This is a genomic window from Pseudomonas sp. TUM25319, from assembly GCF_056388475.1.
Genome location: NZ_CM150751.1, coordinates 3,505,322 through 3,524,591 on the forward strand (window position 1 = coordinate 3,505,322; position 19,270 = coordinate 3,524,591).

The 19,270-nt window shown below is 64.7% G+C and carries 15 protein-coding genes; 10 read left to right on the top strand and 5 right to left on the bottom strand.

Annotated features, from left to right (window positions below):
* Nucleotides 1-4 precede the first annotated feature (4 nt).
* A complete protein-coding gene (locus AC05QJ_RS16425; RefSeq protein WP_476742378.1) occupies nt 5-1,648 on the top strand; it encodes an acetolactate synthase large subunit in 1,644 nt (547 codons plus the stop codon).
* Nucleotides 1,649-1,722: 74 nt separating this feature from the next.
* Here the strand turns inward: AC05QJ_RS16425 and mrdA are convergent, their stop codons facing one another.
* Nucleotides 1,723-3,615 (bottom strand): penicillin-binding protein 2, encoded by a 1,893-nt coding sequence (gene mrdA / locus AC05QJ_RS16430; protein ID WP_476742379.1) that lies wholly within the window; start codon nt 3,613-3,615, stop codon nt 1,723-1,725.
* A gap of 397 nt (nt 3,616-4,012) precedes the next feature.
* On the opposite strand from mrdA, the gene AC05QJ_RS16435 reads away from it, so the two are divergent.
* Entirely contained in the window at nt 4,013-6,193 is a 2,181-nt protein-coding gene (locus AC05QJ_RS16435) for a PQQ-dependent dehydrogenase, methanol/ethanol family (protein WP_476742380.1), read from the top strand.
* A gap of 63 nt (nt 6,194-6,256) precedes the next feature.
* Nucleotides 6,257-7,690, top strand: coding sequence for an aldehyde dehydrogenase (gene aldA / locus AC05QJ_RS16440; protein WP_476742381.1), 1,434 nt, complete (start codon nt 6,257-6,259; stop codon nt 7,688-7,690).
* Between the two features lie 60 nt (nt 7,691-7,750).
* On the opposite strand, the gene AC05QJ_RS16445 is transcribed toward aldA, so the two are convergent.
* Nucleotides 7,751-9,673, bottom strand: coding sequence for a sigma-54-dependent Fis family transcriptional regulator (locus tag AC05QJ_RS16445; RefSeq protein WP_476742382.1), 1,923 nt, complete (start codon nt 9,671-9,673; stop codon nt 7,751-7,753).
* Between the two features lie 100 nt (nt 9,674-9,773).
* Nucleotides 9,774-10,472 carry a pentapeptide repeat-containing protein gene (locus tag AC05QJ_RS16450; RefSeq protein WP_476742383.1) on the bottom strand — a complete coding sequence of 233 codons (699 nt, stop codon included), beginning with the start codon at nt 10,470-10,472 and terminating at the stop codon, nt 9,774-9,776.
* Between the two features lie 206 nt (nt 10,473-10,678).
* On the opposite strand from AC05QJ_RS16450, the gene AC05QJ_RS16455 reads away from it, so the two are divergent.
* From AC05QJ_RS16455 to AC05QJ_RS16475, 5 genes are all read left to right on the top strand, one after another.
* On the top strand, nt 10,679-11,890 hold the full coding sequence (locus tag AC05QJ_RS16455) for a multidrug effflux MFS transporter (protein WP_476742384.1): 1,212 nt from the start codon (nt 10,679-10,681) through the stop codon (nt 11,888-11,890).
* A gap of 151 nt (nt 11,891-12,041) precedes the next feature.
* A complete protein-coding gene (tyrS, locus tag AC05QJ_RS16460) occupies nt 12,042-13,274 on the top strand; it encodes a tyrosine--tRNA ligase (RefSeq protein WP_476742385.1) in 1,233 nt (410 codons plus the stop codon).
* 143 nt (nt 13,275-13,417) lie between these two features.
* The gene (locus AC05QJ_RS16465) at nt 13,418-14,539 is read left to right on the top strand and encodes a sensor histidine kinase (protein ID WP_476742386.1); all 1,122 of its coding nucleotides are present in this window, start codon (nt 13,418-13,420) and stop codon (nt 14,537-14,539) included.
* 170 nt (nt 14,540-14,709) lie between these two features.
* On the top strand, nt 14,710-14,943 hold the full coding sequence (locus AC05QJ_RS16470; protein WP_476742387.1) for a hypothetical protein: 234 nt from the start codon (nt 14,710-14,712) through the stop codon (nt 14,941-14,943).
* A 198-nt stretch (nt 14,944-15,141) separates the two neighbouring features.
* Nucleotides 15,142-15,375: a PLDc N-terminal domain-containing protein gene (locus tag AC05QJ_RS16475; protein WP_476742388.1), complete on the top strand. Its 234-nt coding sequence runs from the start codon at nt 15,142-15,144 to the stop codon at nt 15,373-15,375.
* A gap of 39 nt (nt 15,376-15,414) precedes the next feature.
* Here the strand turns inward: AC05QJ_RS16475 and AC05QJ_RS16480 are convergent, their stop codons facing one another.
* Nucleotides 15,415-16,272: a glucose 1-dehydrogenase gene (locus tag AC05QJ_RS16480; protein ID WP_476742389.1), complete on the bottom strand. Its 858-nt coding sequence runs from the start codon at nt 16,270-16,272 to the stop codon at nt 15,415-15,417.
* 199 nt (nt 16,273-16,471) lie between these two features.
* On the opposite strand from AC05QJ_RS16480, the gene AC05QJ_RS16485 reads away from it, so the two are divergent.
* A complete protein-coding gene (locus AC05QJ_RS16485) occupies nt 16,472-16,996 on the top strand; it encodes a hypothetical protein (protein ID WP_476742390.1) in 525 nt (174 codons plus the stop codon).
* 16 nt (nt 16,997-17,012) lie between these two features.
* On the opposite strand, the gene AC05QJ_RS16490 is transcribed toward AC05QJ_RS16485, so the two are convergent.
* Nucleotides 17,013-17,927, bottom strand: coding sequence for a LysR family transcriptional regulator (locus AC05QJ_RS16490; protein WP_476742391.1), 915 nt, complete (start codon nt 17,925-17,927; stop codon nt 17,013-17,015).
* 220 nt (nt 17,928-18,147) lie between these two features.
* On the opposite strand from AC05QJ_RS16490, the gene AC05QJ_RS16495 reads away from it, so the two are divergent.
* Complete coding sequence (locus AC05QJ_RS16495) at nt 18,148-19,170, top strand: zinc-dependent alcohol dehydrogenase family protein (protein ID WP_476742392.1); 1,023 nt, start codon at nt 18,148-18,150, stop codon at nt 19,168-19,170.
* Nucleotides 19,171-19,270 lie beyond the last annotated feature (100 nt).

Below are 19,270 nucleotides of genomic sequence, written 5' to 3' on the forward strand. Positions count from 1 at the left end.
CAAGATGGCCAAGGCCGCCGATGTCGTTGTGCAATGCCTGGAAAACGAAGGTGTCGAGTATGTGTTCGGCATTCCCGGTGAGGAAAACCTCGACCTGCTGGAATCCCTGCGCAAGTCGAAGATCAAGCTGGTACTGACCCGCCACGAGCAGTCCGCGGGCTTCATGGCCGCTACCTATGGCCGCCTGACCGGCAAGACCGGCGTCAGCCTGTCGACCCTGGGCCCTGGCGCGACCAACCTGGTGACCGCCGGTGCCTACGCCTACCTGGGCGGCATGCCGATGCTGATGATTACCGGCCAGAAGCCGATCAAGAAGTCCAAGCAGGGCCGCTTCCAGATCATCGACGTGTGCGCAATGATGGACCCCATCACCAAGTACACCCACCAGTTCGCCTCCGCCGACAACATCCCGTCGCGCATGCGTGAAGCCTTCCGTCTGGCCGAGGAAGAGAAGCCGGGCGCGGTGCACCTGGAACTGCCGGAAGACATCGCCGCCGAGCAGACCGACGTCCTGCCGATCCCGCCAAGCCTGCACCGCCGTCCGCTGGCCGAGCACGTGGCCATCGACGCGGCCATCGACAAGCTGCGCACCGCGCGCAGCCCGATCCTGGTGATCGGCGCTGGCGCCAACCGCAAGATGACCGCCAAGGTCCTCGAGCAACTGATCGAGAAGACCGGCATCCCGTTCGTCACCACCCAGCTCGGCAAGGGTGTGGTCGACGAGCGCAACCCGCGCTTCCTCGGCAACGCGGCGCTGTCCTCCGGTGACTTCGTCCACCGTGCCGTCGAGGCCGCCGACCTGATCATCAACATCGGTCACGACGTGATCGAGAAGCCGCCGTTCTTCATGGTCCGTGGCGGCACCGAAGTCATCCACATCAACTTCCGCTCCGCTGAAGTCGATGCCGTGTACTTCCCGCAGATCGAAGTGATCGGCGACATCGCCAACGCCGTCTGGCAGATCGGCGAAGGCCTGGGCGACGTGTCGCACTGGGACTTCACCCGCCTGATGGCGATCCGCGAAGCCAACGAAGCGCAGATCGCCGAAGGCAAGGACGACAACCGCTTCCCGGTCTACCCGCAGCGTCTGGTCGCCGATATCCGTCGCGCCCTGCCGTCCGAAGGCATCGTCGCTTTGGACAACGGCATCTACAAGATCTGGTTCGCCCGTAACTACAAGGCGCACAAGCCCAACACCGTGCTGCTGGACAACGCCCTGGCGACCATGGGTGCCGGCCTGCCATCGGCCATGGCCTCGCACCTGGTCTACCCGAACCGTCCGGTGATCGCCGTGTGCGGCGACGGCGGCTTCATGATGAACAGCCAGGAACTGGAAACCGCCGTGCGCCTGAACATGCACGTCACCGTGGTAATCCTGCGTGACGACGGCTACGGCATGATCCGCTGGAAACAGGCGAACATGGGCTTCACCGATTTCGGCCTGGACTACGGCAACCCGGACTTCGTCAAGTACGCCGAAGCCTATGGTGCCAACGGCCATCGTGTGGAAAGCGCCGAAGGTCTGCTGCCGCTGCTGGAGCACTGCATCAAGACCCCGGGCGTGCACGTGATCGACGTTCCGGTCGACTACAGCGAGAACGATCGCATCCTCAATATCGAGCTGCGTGAGCGCGCGCTGGCGGTCTGACCGTTAACGCCTGACAACGCCGCGCCGCGTGGTCACGTCATCTGACGTGGCTGCGCGGCGCGGCGTTTTGTTTTCTAGGTGTGTGGCGTCTGTCGGGGCGCCGCCTCACCGGCGAACTGCGCCTTCAGGTGGCCCTGGTCGTCCAGCAGGTAGGCATCCATGACCTCGCGCACCACCGGCCCGGCCACCCGGCCGCCGGCCTCGCCGTTCTCGATCATCACCGCCACCACCACGCTGGGGTGCTCGGCGGGGGCAAAGCCGACGAACAGGGCGTTGTCGCGGTGCCGTTCGAGGGTCTTGTTGCGGTTGTAGCGCTCGCCCTGGCGGATCGCCACGACTTGCGCCGTGCCGCTCTTGCCGGCAATCCGGTACTGGGCACCGGCGGCAGCGGCGCGGGCAATGCCGCGCGGGTCGTGCATGACCATCTGCATGCCCTGGCTGACCTGGTCCCAGGCGTGGCGGTCGCGCAGCACGATATTGGGCATCGGGTTGGGATCGACCGGGGCTTCGCCGCCGACGCTCAGTGCCAGGTGCGGACGGTGCCACACGCCTTTGCTCGCCAGCAGGCTGGTGGCCTGGGCCAGTTGCAGCGGGGTGACCTGCATGTAACCCTGGCCGATCCCGAGGATCAGCGTTTCTCCCGGGAACCAGGCCTGGCGCCGCGTGGCGCGCTTCCATTGCTGCGAGGGCATCAGCCCGGGTGCTTCTTCGAACATGTCCAGCGAAACCTTCTGGCCCAGGCCGAACTCGGCCATGTAGTCGTGCAGGCGGTCGATGCCGAGCTTGTGCGCCAGGTCGTAGAAGTAGGTGTCGTTGGAGCGCATGATGGCGGTGTACAGGTCGACCCAGCCGTCGCCGCTGCGGTTCCAGTTGCGGTACTTGTGGTCGTAGTTGGGCAACTCGTAGTAGCCGGGGTCGAACACCCGGCTACCGGGGGTGATCACACCGCTGTCGAGGCCGGCGATGGCCACTTCCGGCTTGACCGTCGAGCCGGGCGCATACAGGCCGCGCAGCACGCGGTTGAACAGCGGGCGGTCGACCGAGTCGCGCAGGGCGGCGTATTCCTTGAAGCTGATGCCCTTGACGAAGGGATTGGGGTCGAAGCTGGGGTTGCTGACCATCGCCAGCACGTCGCCGTTGGCGGGGTCGAGCACTACCACCGAGCCACGGCGGTCGCCCAGGGCCTTTTCCGCCGCCACCTGCAGGTGGGCGTCGAGGCTGAGCACGATATCCTGGCCCGGCACCGGGTCCTGATGCCTGAGGACGCGCATCACCCGGCCCTGAGCGTTGGTCTCGACTTCCTCGTAGCCGACATGGCCATGCAACTGGCTTTCGTAGAAGCGCTCGACGCCGGTCTTGCCGATCGACTGGGTACCGCGGTACTCGGTGTTGTCGAGGGTCTTGGTTTCTTTCTCGTTGATCCGTCCGACATAGCCCACCGAATGGGCGAAGTGCGCCGCCAGCGGGTACTCGCGGATGAACTGCGGCTCCACCTCCAGGCCGGGCAGGCGGAACTGGTTGACCGCGATCAGGGCGATCTGCTCTTCGGTCAGGCCGACCATCAGCGTCGCCGGCTCGAACGGCTTGCGGCTGCGGCGCAGGTCCTTGTCGAACTGCCGTCGATCTTCCTCGCCCAGGCCCAGCACTTCGGTGAGGGTATCGAGCACTTTCGCCGAGTCGCCGGCGCGCTCACGGGTCATGGTCAGGTCGAAGCTGGGCTTGTTGTCGGCCAGTACCACGCCGTTGCGGTCGTAGATCAGGCCGCGGGGCGGGGCGATCGGCAGCACATGCACGCGGTTGTTTTCCGACACGGCGGTCTGCTGGTCGTGCTGGATCACCTGCAGCACATAGAGCCGGCCCACCAGCACGGCGCAGAGGCTGCACACCAGCGCGGCGCAGGCCAGCAGCCGGCGGTTGACCAGGCGGTGTTCCTTTTCGTGGTCCTTGAGGGGAATAGGGTTGGGCATGGGGCGTCGGGCTCGGGTCGGTCCGCAGGTGGACCGCGCAGCGGCCGGGGGCGGGGATGCTACGCAACCTGTTCCCTGGGCTCAACCTGGCCGGCGCCCGGATCAGTGTCGCGATCGGCTGCCGCTCCCGCTGGCCGGGAACTGGCGCGGAATATGAAGATTTGTTCATGTCGTGCCCGGCGCTTCTGCCCGGCACCGCACTACAGCTGACCTGCGACTGTAGCGCCGCCCGCTACACCTGTAGCGCTCGCCTGTGCTTCTTCCACGCAGTGGTCATTCGCTCAAACCCTCATGGATAGGGGGATCCAGGCCTGTCGAAGGCGGCTGGCACAGCGGTTGCTCTGTCCCTTGGGCGCAACGAAACGGTCGCGCCACTAATAAGAACAGGACTAACCCCATGAGACAGATTGGCCATGCCTCGCTTTCCGGTACGCGTTCCAGCGGTGCCGGCATTCCCCTGAAATCCCTGGCTGCCGCGTTGTTGTTGAGCCTGGCCGCCACCCCCGCCCTGGCCGCCGAGGTGCCGGCCAACGTCGACAGCAAGCGCCTGATTGCCGCTGACCAGGAACCCGGCAACTGGATGAGCACCGGGCGCACCTACGACGAACAGCGCTACAGCCCGCTCAAGGACATCAACGATCGGAACGTCGGCCAGCTTGGCCTGGCGTGGAGCTACAAGCTCGACCTCGATCGCGGCGTCGAGGCCACGCCCATCGTGGTCGACGGCGTGATGTACACCACCGGGCCGTTCTCGGTGGTGTATGCGCTGGACGCCCGTGACGGCAAGCTGATCTGGAAATACGACCCGCAATCGGACCGCAACCGCGCTGGCGAAGCCTGCTGCGATGCAGTCAACCGAGGGGTCGCGGTGTGGAAGGGCAAGGTTTACGTCGGCGTGCTCGACGGACGTCTGGAGGCGATCGACGCCAGGACCGGCAAGCTGGCCTGGTCGGTCGATACCCGCGCTGACCACAAACGCAGCTACACCATCACCGGCGCACCTCGGGTGGTCAATGGCAAGGTGGTGATCGGCAACGGCGGCGCCGAGTTCGGCGTGCGTGGCTACGTCACTGCCTACGATGCCGAAACCGGCAAGCAGGCCTGGCGCTTCTACACCGTGCCGGGCGATCCCAAGCTGCCGCCGGAAGGCAAGGGCATGGAGATCGCCGCCAAGACCTGGCACGGCGATGCCTTCGTCGAGCAGGGCGGTGGCGGCACGGCCTGGGACTCGTTCGCCTTCGACCCGGAGCTGAACCTGCTGTATATCGGCGTCGGCAACGGCTCGCTGTGGGACCCGAAATGGCGCAGCCAGGCCAAGGGCGACAACCTGTTCCTGTCGTCCATCGTCGCGGTCAATGCCGACACCGGCGAGTATGTGTGGCACTACCAGACCACGCCGGGCGATGCCTGGGACTACACCGCGACCCAGCACATGATCCTGGCCGAGCTGCCGATCGACGGCAAAGCGCGCAAAGTGCTGATGCAGGCGCCGAAGAACGGTTTCTTCTATGTCATCGACCGGGCCACCGGCGAGCTGCTCTCGGCCAAGGGCATCGTGCCGCAGAGCTGGACCAAAGGCATGGACATGAAGACCGGCCGGCCCATCGTCGATGACGAAAACGCCGCCTACTGGAAGGACGGCAAGCGCAAGCTGGTGACGCCGGCCTTCTGGGGCGCCCACGACTGGCAGCCGATGTCCTTCAACCCGAACACCGGGCTGGTGTACATCCCGGCCCACATCATGTCGGCCTACTACGAGCACATTCCGGAAGCGCCGAAGCGTAATCCGTTCAAGAGCATGTATCAGTTGGGCCTGCGCACCGGGATGATGCCGGAGAACGTCGACGGCCTGCTGGAAATGGCCAAGGGCTGGTCGGGCAAGCTGATCGCCTGGGACCCGGTCAAGCAGCAGCCGGCCTGGGAAGTGCCCTACGTGACCATCTTCAACGGCGGCACCCTGAGCACCGCCGGCAACCTGGTGTTCGAAGGCAGCGCCGATGGCCGCGTCATCGCCTATGCCGCCGACACCGGCCAGAAGCTCTGGGAGCAACCGGCCGCCAGCGGGGTGATGGCGGCGCCCATCACCTACAGCGTCGATGGCGAACAGTACGTGACCTTCATGGCCGGCTGGGGCGGCGCGTTCTCGACCTTCGCCGGGGCGTTGTCGCTGCGGGCCGGGGTGCAGCCGTTCTCCCAGGTGCTGACCTACAAGATCGGCGGCACGGCGAAACTGCAGGAGCCGGCACCGCGTCCCGACACCCCGAAGCCGCCGCCCCTGAGCACCGACACGGCGGCCATCGACGCCGGCGGCAAGCTGTATGACGGCTATTGCTCGCAGTGCCATGGCATCCACGCGGTCAGCGGTGGCGTGCTGCCGGACCTGCGCAAGCTGACGCCAGAGAAACACCAGATGTTCCTCGGCATCCTGTTTGGCGGCCGCGTGCCCGATGGCATGCCGTCCTTCGCCGACGCCTTCACCCCGGAACAGGTCGACCAGATCCACCAGTACCTGATCAAGCGCTCCCACGACCTGCAGCACGAAGGCGAGGCGTGGAAGCAGTTCAGCAGCAAGCACTAAGCCACCGGCCGGTCGGCAGCGTTGCCGGCCGGTCGTGCCATTCCCGACAAGAGAGACGTGGACATGAGTGACGCCATCTACCAGAACTACATCGCCAACGCGTTCGTCGAAAGCCGCGAGCATATCGAGGTGCACAACCCGGCCAACGGCCAATTGCTCGGACGCGTGCCCCAGGGCAGCGACGCCGAGGTCGAGCAGGCCATTGCCGCGGCACGTCAGGCGCAGAAGGCCTGGGCCGCACGCCCGGCCATCGAGCGCGCAGGCTATCTGCGTACTATCGCCGGCAAGGTGCGCGAGCAGGCCGAGCGCCTGGCACGGGTCATCACGGCCGAGCAGGGCAAAGTGCTGGAACTGGCCCGGGTCGAGGTGAACTTCACCGCCGACTACCTCGACTACATGGCCGAGTGGGCGCGACGCCTGGAAGGTGAAGTGCTGAGCAGCGACCGTCCCGGCGAAAGCATCTTCCTGCTGCGCAAGCCGCTGGGCGTGGTCGCCGGTATCCTGCCGTGGAACTTCCCGTTCTTCCTGATCGCCCGCAAGATGGCGCCGGCGCTGCTGACCGGCAACACCATCGTGATCAAGCCGAGCGAAGAAACACCGATCAACTGCTTCGAGTTCGCCCGCCTGGTGGCCGAGACCGATCTGCCCGCCGGCGTGTTCAACGTGGTCTGCGGCACGGGGGCAACGGTCGGCCATGCGCTGAGCAGCCATCCGGGCATTGACCTGATCAGCTTCACCGGCAGCGTCGGTACTGGCTCGCGAATCATGGCCGCAGCGGCACCGAACATCACCAAGCTCAACCTGGAACTGGGCGGCAAGGCGCCGGCCATCGTCCTGGCTGACGCCGACCTGGATCTGGCGGTCAAGGCCATCACCGCCTCGCGGGTGATCAACACCGGGCAGGTGTGCAACTGCGCCGAGCGGGTGTATGTCGAGCGCAAGGTGGCCGATGCCTTTATCGAGCGCATCGCCGCGTCCATGGCGGCGACCCGTTACGGCGATCCGCTGGCCGAAAGCGGCCTGGACATGGGACCGCTGATCAACCGTGCGGCGCTGGACAAGGTGGCGCAGATGGTGCGCACCGCCAGCGAGCAGGGCGCGCAGGTCATCACCGGCGGCGCGGTGGCCGACCTGGGCCAGGGCTTCCACTATCAGCCAACGGTGCTGGCGGGCTGCTCGGCGGATATGGAGATCATGCGCAAGGAGATCTTCGGCCCGGTGCTACCGATCCAGATCGTCGATGACCTCGACGAGGCCATCGCGTTGTCCAACGACAGCGAATACGGCCTGACCTCGTCGATCTACACCGGCAGCCTCAGTGCGGCGCTGCAGGCCACCCGGTCGCTGGACTTCGGCGAGACCTACATCAACCGCGAGAACTTCGAGGCCATGCAGGGTTTCCACGCCGGGACACGCAAGTCCGGTATCGGCGGCGCCGACGGCAAGCACGGGTTGTACGAGTACACCCACAGCCATGTGGTGTACATCCAGGCCTGACTGACGGTTGATTGAAAACGCCCGGATCGCTTATGCGGTCCGTGCGTTTTTCATGGGGGTTCAGAAACGGTCGTTGGGTTGCACCAGATGGTGCTTTTTCATCTGCCGGTAGAGGGTCGAGCGGGCAACCCCCAGTTCGCTCGCCGCGGCACTGATATTCCAGCGATGCCGGCGTAGCAGCTCCAGCAGGCCTGACGCCTGTGGTTCATTGCTTGCGGGCGAGCGGACCGCAAGTGCCGGCCTGTGGCTGTGCAACAGCTCGCCGGGCAAGCAGTCCAGATCGATACAGCCGTCCTCGGCCAGTGCCACCGCGTAGCGCAGGACATTGAGCAACTGGCGGATATTACCGGGCCAGGGCGCATCGAGCAGACACTGCCGGGCCTGCTCGGTGAGCTGGAGGCCATGGGCATCGGCCTGGCTGTCGAGCAGGGACTGGATCAGTTGGGCACGGTCGCTGCGCTCGCGCAGGGGCGGCAGGCGCAGGTTCATGCCGTTGAGACGATAGAACAGGTCCTCGCGAAAGCCCTTGTCGCGCAGCATGCCCTGCAGGTCCTGGTGGGTGGCGCAGATCACCTGGACATCGAGGGCTACCGGAGCCTGGGCGCCGATCGGGGAAATCTCGCGTTCGGCCAGCACCCGCAACAGTCGCGTTTGCAGATGAGACGGCATGTCGCCGATCTCGTCGAGAAACAGCGTGCCGCCGTTGGCCAGTTCCAGCTTGCCCTTCATGCCCTTTTTCTCGGCACCGGTGAAGCTGCCGCCGCGGTAGCCGAACAGTTCGCTCTCGATCAGGCTTTCGGGGATCGCTGCACAATTGAGGGCAATGAAGGGGCCGGCCCGGCGGGCGCTGGCGTGGTGAATGGCTCGGGCGAAGGCTTCCTTGCCGGTGCCGGTTTCGCCGGTAATCAGGATGGCGATGTCCTTGTCGATGACCTTGCGCAGGCGCCGCACCGACTGTTGCAACGCCGGGTCGGCACCGGCCAGTTGTTCCAGGTCGGGATGACGGGAACGTGGCGTCCTGGCCGGCGCCGGCATCGCGCGGTGCTGCCCGGAGGGAATGCGCAGGCTCAGGTCCAGCAGGGTTTCGTCGTGCCGGGCACGCAGGCGCAGGCCACGGGCACCGCCGTTGGTGAGGCGCAGCAACTCGTCGACGTTCATGGGCAGTAACTGGTCGATCAGCGAACCCAGCAGGTTGCGGCCCCCCACCAGGTCATGGGTGACGAAGGCGGCGCGATTGGCGCCGATCACCCGGCCGCTGTCGTCCACCGCCAGCAGTTGCTCATTGGCGAGGTCGGCGATCTCGTCGATCGGCTTGAGCGAGAGGGTGAGGCAGTCCCGGAAGCTCTGGCGAAAGTGCGCGTTCTCGATCAGACGGGCGTACAGGATCACCAGTTGCAGCGTGAGGTACTGGCTTTCCTTGGGGCCGTCGCTGTTCAGGCAGGTGGCGTTCAGGCAACCCTGCAACAGGCCCTGGGCATTGAAAATGGGCGCCACCGAACAACTCAGCCGCGCATTGGCGGTAAGGAAATGTTCGTCGCGGTGGATGATCAGGGGTTCGGCTGCTGCCAGGGTGGTACCGATGCCGTTGGTACCGGCGATCGACTCGTCCCAGCGCGCGCCCACCACCAGCCCCGAGCGGACGTAAGGCTCGTGCTCCCGTGGCAGGCGGGCATCGAGGGTAATGCCGTGCTCGTCGCTGAGCAGCACGGCGAAGCCTGCCGGTACCACGCGCCGGGCCAGGCCACTGACGCCCTGGCTGGCGATATCGAGGTACTGCTGGTGCTGCTGCTGATGGCGACGGATATCGTCGGCGCACAGGATATCGAGGCGGGTGGCGGTGGCGGGATCGAGCCGGTGCTCCATGACGCTGCGATACCAGGACTGGACAATCACGCCGTCCGGACTGATTCGGCGCCCGGGAAAGTGCTCGTTGACGAAGGCCGCGAGTTCGCTCGGGCGGGTGTGCGCGCTGGTCCGGGTCATGTACGGCTCCCTTTGGCGTGCCGCTCCAGGGGGGGGCACGGCGATCTTGTTATGGCTGCAACGTGCCACACGATAGCCGCTGGTGACCGCCGGGTCGAGGCTACAGCACCTGCAACCCGAGCCCGGCGAGCAACATGCTGGCCTGCGCACGGGAGATGGTCGCACCCTTGAACAACTTGGCATCGACCAGGCGCAACCCGTGCAGGCTCGCTTCGCGCAGGTCGGCACCGTCGAAGCGGGCGTTGTTGACCCGTGCGGCGGTGAGGCTGCCGCCTTCGGTGAACACCGCGTGGCGGAAATCGCAGTAGCTCAGGTCGGCATCGGCGAAGTCGAGGTTGTACAGCTCGCTCTTGTAGAAGGAAATGCCCGAAAGGCAGGCGCTGCGCAGCACGCAGTCCCTGAAGGCAAGCCCCAGCGTCGCGCTGTCGGCGAAGCTGGCACCGGTCAGTTTGCAGCCGTCGAACGCGGCATGCGCCAGCTTGCTGCGCTGCCAGGCCGTGTTGTTCAGGTCCGAGTTGACGAAGCGGGCCTCTTCCAGGACAGCCGAGCGAAACACCGCATGGGCAGCCCGGCAGCTATGCCATTGGCTGTTGGACAGATCGGCTGCGGTGAAATCCGCGCCGTGAAACAGGCAGCGCTCGAAACGCACGCCGCTCAGGTTCATTCGTGAAAAGTCGTGCTCGCTGAAGTCGACATCGCAGACCCGCAGCGGTTTTTTCTGGCGGGCGATCAGCGCTGCGAGCGTGGTGCCTTCCAGCTCCGCAGGTCCGACGCTCAGATAGTCATGCTCATGCTGCATGGGTGCTTCCCAGGTGTGTGGCGCGGTTCATAGAGGCCGCGCCATCGTGGGGAGCGAGTGCCTGTTAGTCAATATTGACCGGGCCAGCGCTTTTGTGAGCTATCACCCCTAGCCAAATGCGCGCAGAGCGTTTATCGTCGCGCCGGAAAGCTACCTACCGATCGGTAGGCGATTTTTTCCTCACTCGAATTTGACAAGGTGCTTCCATGACACCCTCTGCAACCGGGATGCGGCTGGCCGCCTCCCTTGCCTTGATTGCGATCCTCGGTCCTTCGGCCATCGATATGTACCTGGCGTCGCTGCCGCATATGGCCCAGGAGTTGAGTACCTCCTACGCCCAGGTACAGTTGACCCTGACCGTGTTCCTGCTGGCGGTGGGTGCCGGTCAGTTGCTGTTCGGCCCCGTGGTGGATGCTTATGGCCGGCGCAGGCCGCTGCTGGCGGGTGTGCTGGCGTTTATCGTCGCCGCGTTGTGGGCCGCTTCGGTTTCGAGCATCGGCATGTTGCTGGCTGCCCGCCTGTTGCAAGGGCTGGCGGCGGCGCTGACGCTGGTGGTCGCCATGAGCACGGTGCGCGACGTGGCCGAGGGGCCTCGCGCCGCTCAGTTGTTCGCCTTGCTGATGACCATCGAAGGTCTGGCGCCGGTGCTGGCGCCTGCGCTGGGCGGGCAGGTGGATGCCCATTACGGCTGGCGCGGCGTGATGCTGTTGCTGGCCGGGCTGGGGCTGCTGGCGCTGCTCAATAGCCTGGTGAACCTTCCGGAAACCCTGCCCGTGGAAAAACGCTTGCCGCTCACGCCGGGACGGGTGCTGCGTGGCTACCGGCGCATCCTTGCTGACCGCAATTTCCTTATTCCGGCCCTGGCGCTGACGGCGGTGTTCTTCTTCCTGTTCGCCTACATCGGCGGCGCTGCGCTGGTTTACCAGAAACAGTACGGTCTGGCGCCGGATACCTTCGGCCTGGTGTTTGGCGTGACCGGCATCGCGGTGCTGCTGGGGGCGATGACCTGCAGCCGCCTGGTCGAGCGGGTCGGGGTTGCGCCACTGGCCGTGGCCGGGGTCGTGGCGATGGTGATCGGTGCGGCAGTGTCGGCGTTGGCGGCGGTCCTCGGCGTCGGCCTGGCACTGGTGGCGACCGGCATGTTCATCGCGTTGTTTGGCCTGGGCATCGCCGAATCGACCTTGATGTCCCTGGCAATGGCTTCGCAACGCGAAGCCCTGGGCTCGACCGCCGCGTTGCTGGGTGGCCTGCCGTTGTCGGTGAGCGCGCTGGCCACGCCCCTGGCCGGCAGCCTGGCCGAGCAGGGCGCCAGTGCCTGGTGCATGTTCCTCGCGGGGTTCAGCCTGCTGGTGTTGTTGCTGGCCCGGGCCAGCGCCCGTCGCGCTCCCGCCGATGCCATCAGCCTGGCCGGACACTGACCGATGAATGAGTGGATCGGGCTGTGTATCTGTTCGCTGATTCTGCTGGCAGGAATTGTCATCCATTGGCCCCGGCGCTAAGCCGAAGACAAACCGGTGCGTGCAGGTCTGCCCATTGACCTGCAGTGCCTCGATACCCAGGGAGTTTTCCATGAGTTGCGAATACAACGATCTGATCGACCACCTGCACGCCAGGGGCTTCATCCACCAGAGCACCGACCTTGAAGGCTTGCGCGCCCACCTCGCCGAGGGACCGCGCACTTTCTACCTGGGCTTCGACGCCACCGCCGACAGCCTGCATGTCGGCCACCTGCAGGGGCTGATGCTCATGCGCTGGCTGCAGAAGGCCGGGCACCGGCCGATTCTGCTGATCGGCGGGGCGACCACCCGCATCGGTGATCCGAGCTTTCGCGACGAAAGCCGGCCGATCCTCGACGAAGCGCGGATCCAGGCCAACATCGCCGGCATCACGCGCACCTTCGATCGCTACCTGCACATCGGCGAAGGTGGCGGTCTGGTGGTCGACAACGCGCAGTGGCTGGACGGCATCGGCTACCTGACATTTCTCGACCAGGTGGGGCGCTACTTCTCGATCAACCGCCTGCTGACGTTCGACGCGGTACGCCAGCGCCTGGACCGGGAGCATTCGCTGTCGTTCCTGGAGTTCGGCTACACCCTGCTGCAGGCCCATGACTTCACCGAACTGGCCCGCCAGCACGACTGCACGCTGCAACTGGGTGGCGCCGACCAGTGGGCCAACATCATCAACGGTGTCGAACTGGGCCGGCGTCGCGACCAGCGCCAGCTGTTTGGCCTGACCATGCCGCTGTTGACCAGCAGCGACGGCAAGAAGATGGGGAAATCGCTCAATGGCGCGGTGTGGCTGGATGAGCGGCGCTTGTCCAGCTTCGACTTCTGGCAGTTCTGGCGCAATTGCGATGATCGCGATGTGGCCCGATTCCTGGCGCTGTTTACCGAGCTGTCGCTGGCCCGGATCGACGAGCTTACCCGCGAGGGTGGCGTGGCGTTGAACCAGGCCAAGGTCGTCCTGGCGGATCGGGTCACCGCGCTGGCCCATGGTGAAGCCGCCGCCCGGCAAGCCCGTGAGGCGGCGCTGGGGGTGTTTGGCCAGGGCGATGATACCGGCCTGACCACCGTGCGGTTGGCCAGAAGTACCTTGCCGGTACCCTTGACGCTGGCCGAGGCCTTGCTGCAGGCCGGTTTGCAGCCGTCGCGCGCAGCGGCCCGGCGGCTGGCCGAGGGCGGAGGGTTGCGCCTGGATGGTGTGGTGGTGGCGTCTGCGGAACAGGTGCTTCCCGAAGGGGTGGGGGAGTGGCGCTTGAGCCTGGGCAAGAAGCGCCACTACCGGTTGATGGTGGAGTGACCGGGTTCAGCGAACGCCATGCGCGTTTGCCGACGCGGCGGGATGAATGCCCGTCGGTCGGTGCCAGTCGCTGTTCGGGCCGCCGCCTCGCTGCAGTCTCGACTATGCTGGAAATCTGATCGAGAGACGGGGCCCGATGCGACATGAGGTTGTCCGAGTTCATCCTCCAGAATATGGAACCCATCCTGCAGGCGTGGGAGGATTTTGCCCGCACGGTGGATACGCCTCTGCCCGCGCTGGACGACGTGGGGCTCAGAAATCATGCCGCGAGCATTTTGCGGACGATTGCCCTGGACATGACACAGCCCCAGACGCCCCTCCAGCAGTTCGAGAAATCCCGTGGCCTGCAGCCGGCCAGTGTGGTTGAAACCGCGGCCCAGAAACACGCCATCACGCGGCTGGACGCCGGATTTACCCTGGATCAGGTCGTTGCCGAGTATCGGGCGCTGCGCGCAAGCGTGCTGCGCCTCTGGCTGCCGCTTCAGGTCGCCACCGAGACGCACGATGTCGATGACCTCGTGCGCTTCAACGAAGCCATCGATCAGGCCTTGGGCGAGTCGATCTCGTCCTATGGCGTGGCAGTGGAAACGACCCGCAAACTGGTACTTGGCGTGCTCGGGCATGACCTTCGGACCCCCTTGACCGCCGCCCTGTTGGGCGCGGAGGTCTTGAGCCGCAAAGATCAGCTTTCCGCGCACGACCGTCGAGTGGCCAGCCAGGTCGCGACGAGTGTGCAGCGGGCCCGACAGATCGTGACCGACCTCCTGGATATGGCCAAGGCCAACCTGGGCAGCGGTATTCCCCTCTTGCGGGAGAGCATTGACCTCTCTCCGCTGTGTCGGGCCCTGGTCGAAGAACTGCGTGTTTCCCGGCCTGAAATCACCATCGACCTGCAAGGCGATGATCAAGCCCTGGGGCAATTCGATGCCTCCCGAATGGCGCAGGTGTTTTCCAACCTCATCGCCAATGCGTTTCATCATGGCGATCACGCCAGACCCATCACCGTGACCTTGAGCCAGCGTCCTGCGGCGGTCGAATTCAGCGTGCATAACTGGGGCAAGCCCATTCCGCCCGATGTGTTGCCTTACCTGTTCGATCCCCAGGGCCGGTATTCGCGGCTTACCTCGGGGCATGAGGCCTCCGGAGGACTCGGCCTGGGCCTGTTCATCGTCAGTGAAATCGTCGCCCGCCACGGCGGCGCCATCGACGTCGAGTCCGACCAGGCATGCGGCACCCTGTTCCGGATCTCCTTGCCAACGGGGTAGTCGCGGCACAGGCGCATCAACTCCCGCCTCCCGGCGTTTGCGCAATGGAGGCCTGGTCGCAGATACAGGGAATTTATAGTTGGCACGGAAATCTCATGGGAAGCGAGAGGCATGCGAACCTCGAGCCTTCGCATCCAACCTCCACTGAACAAAAACAAAAGGGGGCTCACATGAGTTGTCTGATTTGCGCCGGGCAGGCTGAATCCGTCGAATGCACGAGCGGCTGGGAAGAGCGGCGCTGCGCTCAATGCGGTTGTTACCGAATGTCCCAGGCATTGATCCTGGTGATGATGGAAGAAGGCCAGATCTTCGATACCGCGCGAATGCGCGCATGGCTGACAGACCGTCGCGCGGGCGTAGCCGTTCCGACCATCGACCATGGCCAGGCCATCCTGATGCCTTGAGCCGGCAGGTGCTGGCGCGTTTGCGCCCGGCTTGCGCCTTTCTGCGCGGGTGGGTTCAACGTATCTCTTTCCCGCCGGTCCAGCGCAGGTAACCTGGCCTGAACTTTACCCGGCGTTCCGGCTTCCCTTGTTCAACGGGGCAGCAATCGTGGCGTTCAGCGATGCCGCCAGTTCAACTGGAACAAGGGAGAGGCGGTCATGAATGAACCTGTCACGTACTTCTGGATCGCCGTTGCGGCGATCATCCTGTTGCTCGATCTGTGGGCAATCGTGAGTGTTTTCCGTAGCGACAAGACAGACGCGACCAAGGTGATGTGGTTGCTGGTGCTGGTGGTCCTGCCGGTAGTCGGGCTCGCCATCTGGGGCGTTGCCGGGCCGCGGGGCATCAAGCGCGGCACCGGGCCGACCTCCCGCGAACACAGCAAAGGGTAAAGAGGATGAGGCTCGCCTGAACGGCGAGCCTCTTTGCGCTCACAGGATGGGTTTGCCACCGGTGACCGCGTAACGGGAACCGCTGATGTAGCTGGCCTCATCGGAGCCCAGCAGCACATAGATCGGCGCGACCTCGACGGGTTGCCCCGGGCGTCCCATCGGGTAGCTGGCGCCGAAGTTCTTCACCGCGTCGTCGGGCATCGTCGCCGGGATCAGCGGGGTCCATATGGGGCCGGGAGCCACACTGTTGACCCGAATCCCCTTTTTCCCGAGCAATTGCGCCAGCCCGGCGGTGAAGTTGGCGATGGCACCCTTGGTCGTCGCGTAGGCCAGCAGGCTCGGTGACGGGTCGTCGGAGTTGACCGAGCTGGTATTGATGATCGAGCCGCCTTTCGGCATGGAAGGCAGCGCAGCCTGGCAGATCCGGAAGATCGCAGTGATGTTGGTGTCGAAGGTTTTCACCCATTCATCATCGTCGATTTCCTCGAGGGTTTCGTGGGCCATCTGGAAGGCTGCGTTATTGACCAGGATGTCGATGCGACCGAACTGCTCGACGGTCTTTGCCACGATGTCATAGCAATGTTGTTTGCCGGCCAGATCGCCCGGCAGCAACAGGCATTGCCGGCCGGCAGCCTCGACCCAGCGCGCGGTTTCGCGGGCATCTTCATGTTCATCCAGATACGCAATGGCCACATCGGCGCCTTCGCGGGCGTAGGCGATCGCCACCGCTCGGCCGATGCCGCTGTCGGCGCCGGTGATCAGCGCAATCTTGCCCTGCAAGCGGTTGTGGCCGGTATAGGACTGCTCACCGCAGTCGGGATAAGGCTCCATCTTGCGCTGTGAGCCCGGGACTTCTTGCGGTTGCGAAGGGAAGGGCGGCGTGGGGAAGTCTCGCATGGTCGAAGCTCCTGCAGTTGAGAAAGTTCATACCGGTTCGAGAGATCCAGTGCCTGTGTGTTGATTCCGATGGGCAATCGGTACGACGAGCGGTCCCGAGTGGAAAAACCAAATGAATTTCGGGGGGCTTCATCGGCTCTACCGAACTCGGTTCCAGGCTCAGCGCATGGCCGGGAATTCCACTTATCAGGAGCAGCGAGTGCCTCGAATCATCACCCCGGCCACCCCGGAACACGAAATCAGCGAGCACAACGCCAGGATGTTCGGCTCGCCCAAAGAGCGCCTCGACTTCTATCGGCGCGAGATCCAGTACGAAACCAGCATCCTGGCCAATCGTACCGATGCCTATCTGGCGGCCCAGTCGTTTCTGGTCATCGCGTTCGTGTCTTCCATGGGCAACCTGAATCAGGGCTGGGGACCGCTGTTCACCCTGATCGTCCCGGCATTCCTCGCCTTGCTTGGGGTATTGAGTTCGCTCAACGCCTGGCCCGGCATCCGGGCCGCGTACAACATCATCGATCACTGGCAGCTCAAGCAGAGCCACTTGCTACGCAGCGAGCCCTTGATGGGACTGGCCTACGACGATTCGCCGCTGTTCTGCGAGGCCGAGACTTCCCGTGCCGGACACCGCAAATCGCTGTTGTTCTCGCTGCGCACGCCGTGGATTTTCCTGGTGTTCTGGATGCTGTTGGGGAGTTATTCGATTGGTATTCAATTGGTGTGAGGGGGGCGGGCGTCTTTTATAGACTGTCCGGATCCCCGAAGAACATCTGAATCCTCGACCGCAACCACTTCTCCCCCGGGTCGTTATCCTGCGCCCCTCGCCACGCCATATGCAGCTCGAACGTCCGCGCCTCCAGCGGCAGTTCTTCGGCGCGCAGGCCGCCGGCGGCGGTGAGGATGTCGGCGGTGTAGTCCGGGACGGTGGCGACGATGTCGGTGCCGGTGAGCAGGCTGCCGAGGCCGTTGAACTGCGGGACGGCCAGCACCACATGACGTTCGCGGCCAAGCTTGAGCAGCTCTTCGTCGATGAAACCGCTGAGGTCGCCGGCGAACGAGACCAGCGCATGCGGACGTTTGCAGAAGTCGTCCAGGCTCAGCGAGCCCGGCACGCTGTCGGCCCGCAGCAGCTTGGGTTTGCTGCGCCGCAAAACCTTGCGCTTGGCATTGGCCGGCAGGTCGGCGGTGTAGCTGACGCCGACGGAAATCTCACCGGAGGCGAGCAGGGTCGGCATCAGCAGGTAGTTGACCCGACGCACCACCAGCACGACGCCCGGCGCTTCGGCGCGAACCCGCTTGAGCAGCGACGGCAGCAGGGCAAACTCGGCGTCATCCGACAGGCCGATGCGGAACACGTTGGTACTGGTCGCCGGGTCGAAGTCGGCGGCGCGGCTGACGGCCGTGGAGATGGAGTCCAGGGCCGGGGAGAGCAGGGCAAAGATTTCCAGCGCCCGCGCCGATGGCTCCATGCTGCGCCCGGTGCGGACGAACAAGGGGTCGTCGAACAGGGTGCGCAGACGCGACAGGGCGGCGCTGATCGCCGGCTGGCCGAGGAACAGCTTTTCCGCAGCCCGGGTGACGCTGCGTTCGTGCATCAGGGTTTCGAAGACGATCAGCAGATTGAGATCGACGCGGCGCAGGTCGTTACGGTTCATCGGCTTCGCTTCGCTGGCGGTGTGGGGCAAGGGGTGAATCTTAAGGGCAAAGGCTGTTACCCTGCACCGGAAATCGTGGCTGTGTGCCAGTGTACGGCAAGTGCCGGGGCATGAGCCCAATCAATGACAAGCATGTCGACTATTAATGACCACTGATGGTCTAACCATGAAAGCCCCGATAGAGTTCAGGGCATTAGAGGTTCACTAGGCGAGGTTTGCGATGTCCCGCATGATCCGTTTCCACAAGTTCGGTCAGGCCGAGGTGCTCAAGATCGAAGAGCTGCCAACGCCCGCACCGGCAGCCGGGGAAGTGCAGATTCGCGTCCAGGCAATCGGCGTCAGTTGGTACGACGTGCTCTGGCGGCAGAACCTGGCACCGTCCCAGGCGCGCCTGCCGTCCGGCATCGGCCACGAGATGGCGGGGGTAGTGACGGCAGTGGGCGAGGGCGTCGATGACCTGGCGGTGGGCGACAAGGTGGCCAGCTTCCCGGCCGGCAGCCCCAATGAGCATCCGGTGTATGGCGAGATCATCGTTCTGCCGCGCCTGGCACTGACCCGTTACCCCGATATCCTCACACCGATCGAAGCCAGCGTGCATTACACGCCGTTTCTGATGGCCTATTTTGCCTACGTCGACCTGGCGAGGGCCAAGGCCGGGCAGACCGCGCTGGTCACCGATGCCAGCCACTGCGCCGGGCCGTCGTTCGTGCAACTGGGCAAGGCGCTGGGCCTGAAGGTGATCGCCGCGACCCGCGATGCCGAGGAGCGCGAACCCCTGCTCAAGCTCGGTGCCGACAAGGTGATCGTCACCGAGGAGCAGGATCTGCTCATGCAGATCAACAAGTACACCGATGGCCGCGGCGTCGATATGGTGCTCGATGGCCTCGGCGGCCCGCAGATGTCGTTGCTCGGCGATGTGCTGGCACCCCGCGGCAGCCTGGTGCTCTACGGCCTGCAAGGCGGCAACCAGACGCCATTCCCGGCTTGTGCGGCGTTCCAGAAGAACATCCAGTTCTTCGTTCACTGCATCAGCAACTTCACCGGCAAGCCGGAGCTGGGCATCACTCAGGATCAGGTCGCCCTGCACCGCGCCCTGCGCGATATCAATCAGTTCACCGCCGACCGCCAGTTGCTGCCGCAGATCATCCAGGTCTATCCGTTCGAGCGGGTGGTGGATGCCCACCGGCACATGGACGAGTGTCCTTGCGGTGGCCGCGTGGTGCTCGAACTGCCTGACGCCTGATCGCCCTGATCCCCCTCTCACCAAGCCCGAGCCAGTGCTCGGGCTTTTTTGTGAGATTTTGGATCTTAAATTTCAGAAATTTCCTATTAGTCTTAAGCGG

What these genes read in the sequence shown, in the direction of transcription:
- AC05QJ_RS16495 (WP_476742392.1), top strand. Translation starts at nt 18,148, where the DNA reads ATGTCCCGCATGATCCGTTTCCACAAGTTCGGTCAGGCCGAGGTGCTC.
- AC05QJ_RS16425 (WP_476742378.1), top strand. Translation starts at nt 5, where the DNA reads ATGGCCAAGGCCGCCGATGTCGTTGTGCAATGCCTGGAAAACGAAGGT.
- aldA (WP_476742381.1), top strand. Translation starts at nt 6,257, where the DNA reads ATGAGTGACGCCATCTACCAGAACTACATCGCCAACGCGTTCGTCGAA.
- AC05QJ_RS16450 (WP_476742383.1), bottom strand. Translation starts at nt 10,472, where the DNA reads ATGCAGCATGAGCATGACTATCTGAGCGTCGGACCTGCGGAGCTGGAA.
- AC05QJ_RS16435 (WP_476742380.1), top strand. Translation starts at nt 4,013, where the DNA reads ATGAGACAGATTGGCCATGCCTCGCTTTCCGGTACGCGTTCCAGCGGT.
- mrdA (WP_476742379.1), bottom strand. Translation starts at nt 3,615, where the DNA reads ATGCCCAACCCTATTCCCCTCAAGGACCACGAAAAGGAACACCGCCTG.
- tyrS (WP_476742385.1), top strand. Translation starts at nt 12,042, where the DNA reads ATGAGTTGCGAATACAACGATCTGATCGACCACCTGCACGCCAGGGGC.
- AC05QJ_RS16470 (WP_476742387.1), top strand. Translation starts at nt 14,710, where the DNA reads ATGAGTTGTCTGATTTGCGCCGGGCAGGCTGAATCCGTCGAATGCACG.
- AC05QJ_RS16480 (WP_476742389.1), bottom strand. Translation starts at nt 16,272, where the DNA reads ATGCGAGACTTCCCCACGCCGCCCTTCCCTTCGCAACCGCAAGAAGTC.
- AC05QJ_RS16475 (WP_476742388.1), top strand. Translation starts at nt 15,142, where the DNA reads ATGAATGAACCTGTCACGTACTTCTGGATCGCCGTTGCGGCGATCATC.
- AC05QJ_RS16455 (WP_476742384.1), top strand. Translation starts at nt 10,679, where the DNA reads ATGACACCCTCTGCAACCGGGATGCGGCTGGCCGCCTCCCTTGCCTTG.
- AC05QJ_RS16465 (WP_476742386.1), top strand. Translation starts at nt 13,418, where the DNA reads ATGAGGTTGTCCGAGTTCATCCTCCAGAATATGGAACCCATCCTGCAG.
- AC05QJ_RS16445 (WP_476742382.1), bottom strand. Translation starts at nt 9,673, where the DNA reads ATGACCCGGACCAGCGCGCACACCCGCCCGAGCGAACTCGCGGCCTTC.
- AC05QJ_RS16490 (WP_476742391.1), bottom strand. Translation starts at nt 17,927, where the DNA reads ATGAACCGTAACGACCTGCGCCGCGTCGATCTCAATCTGCTGATCGTC.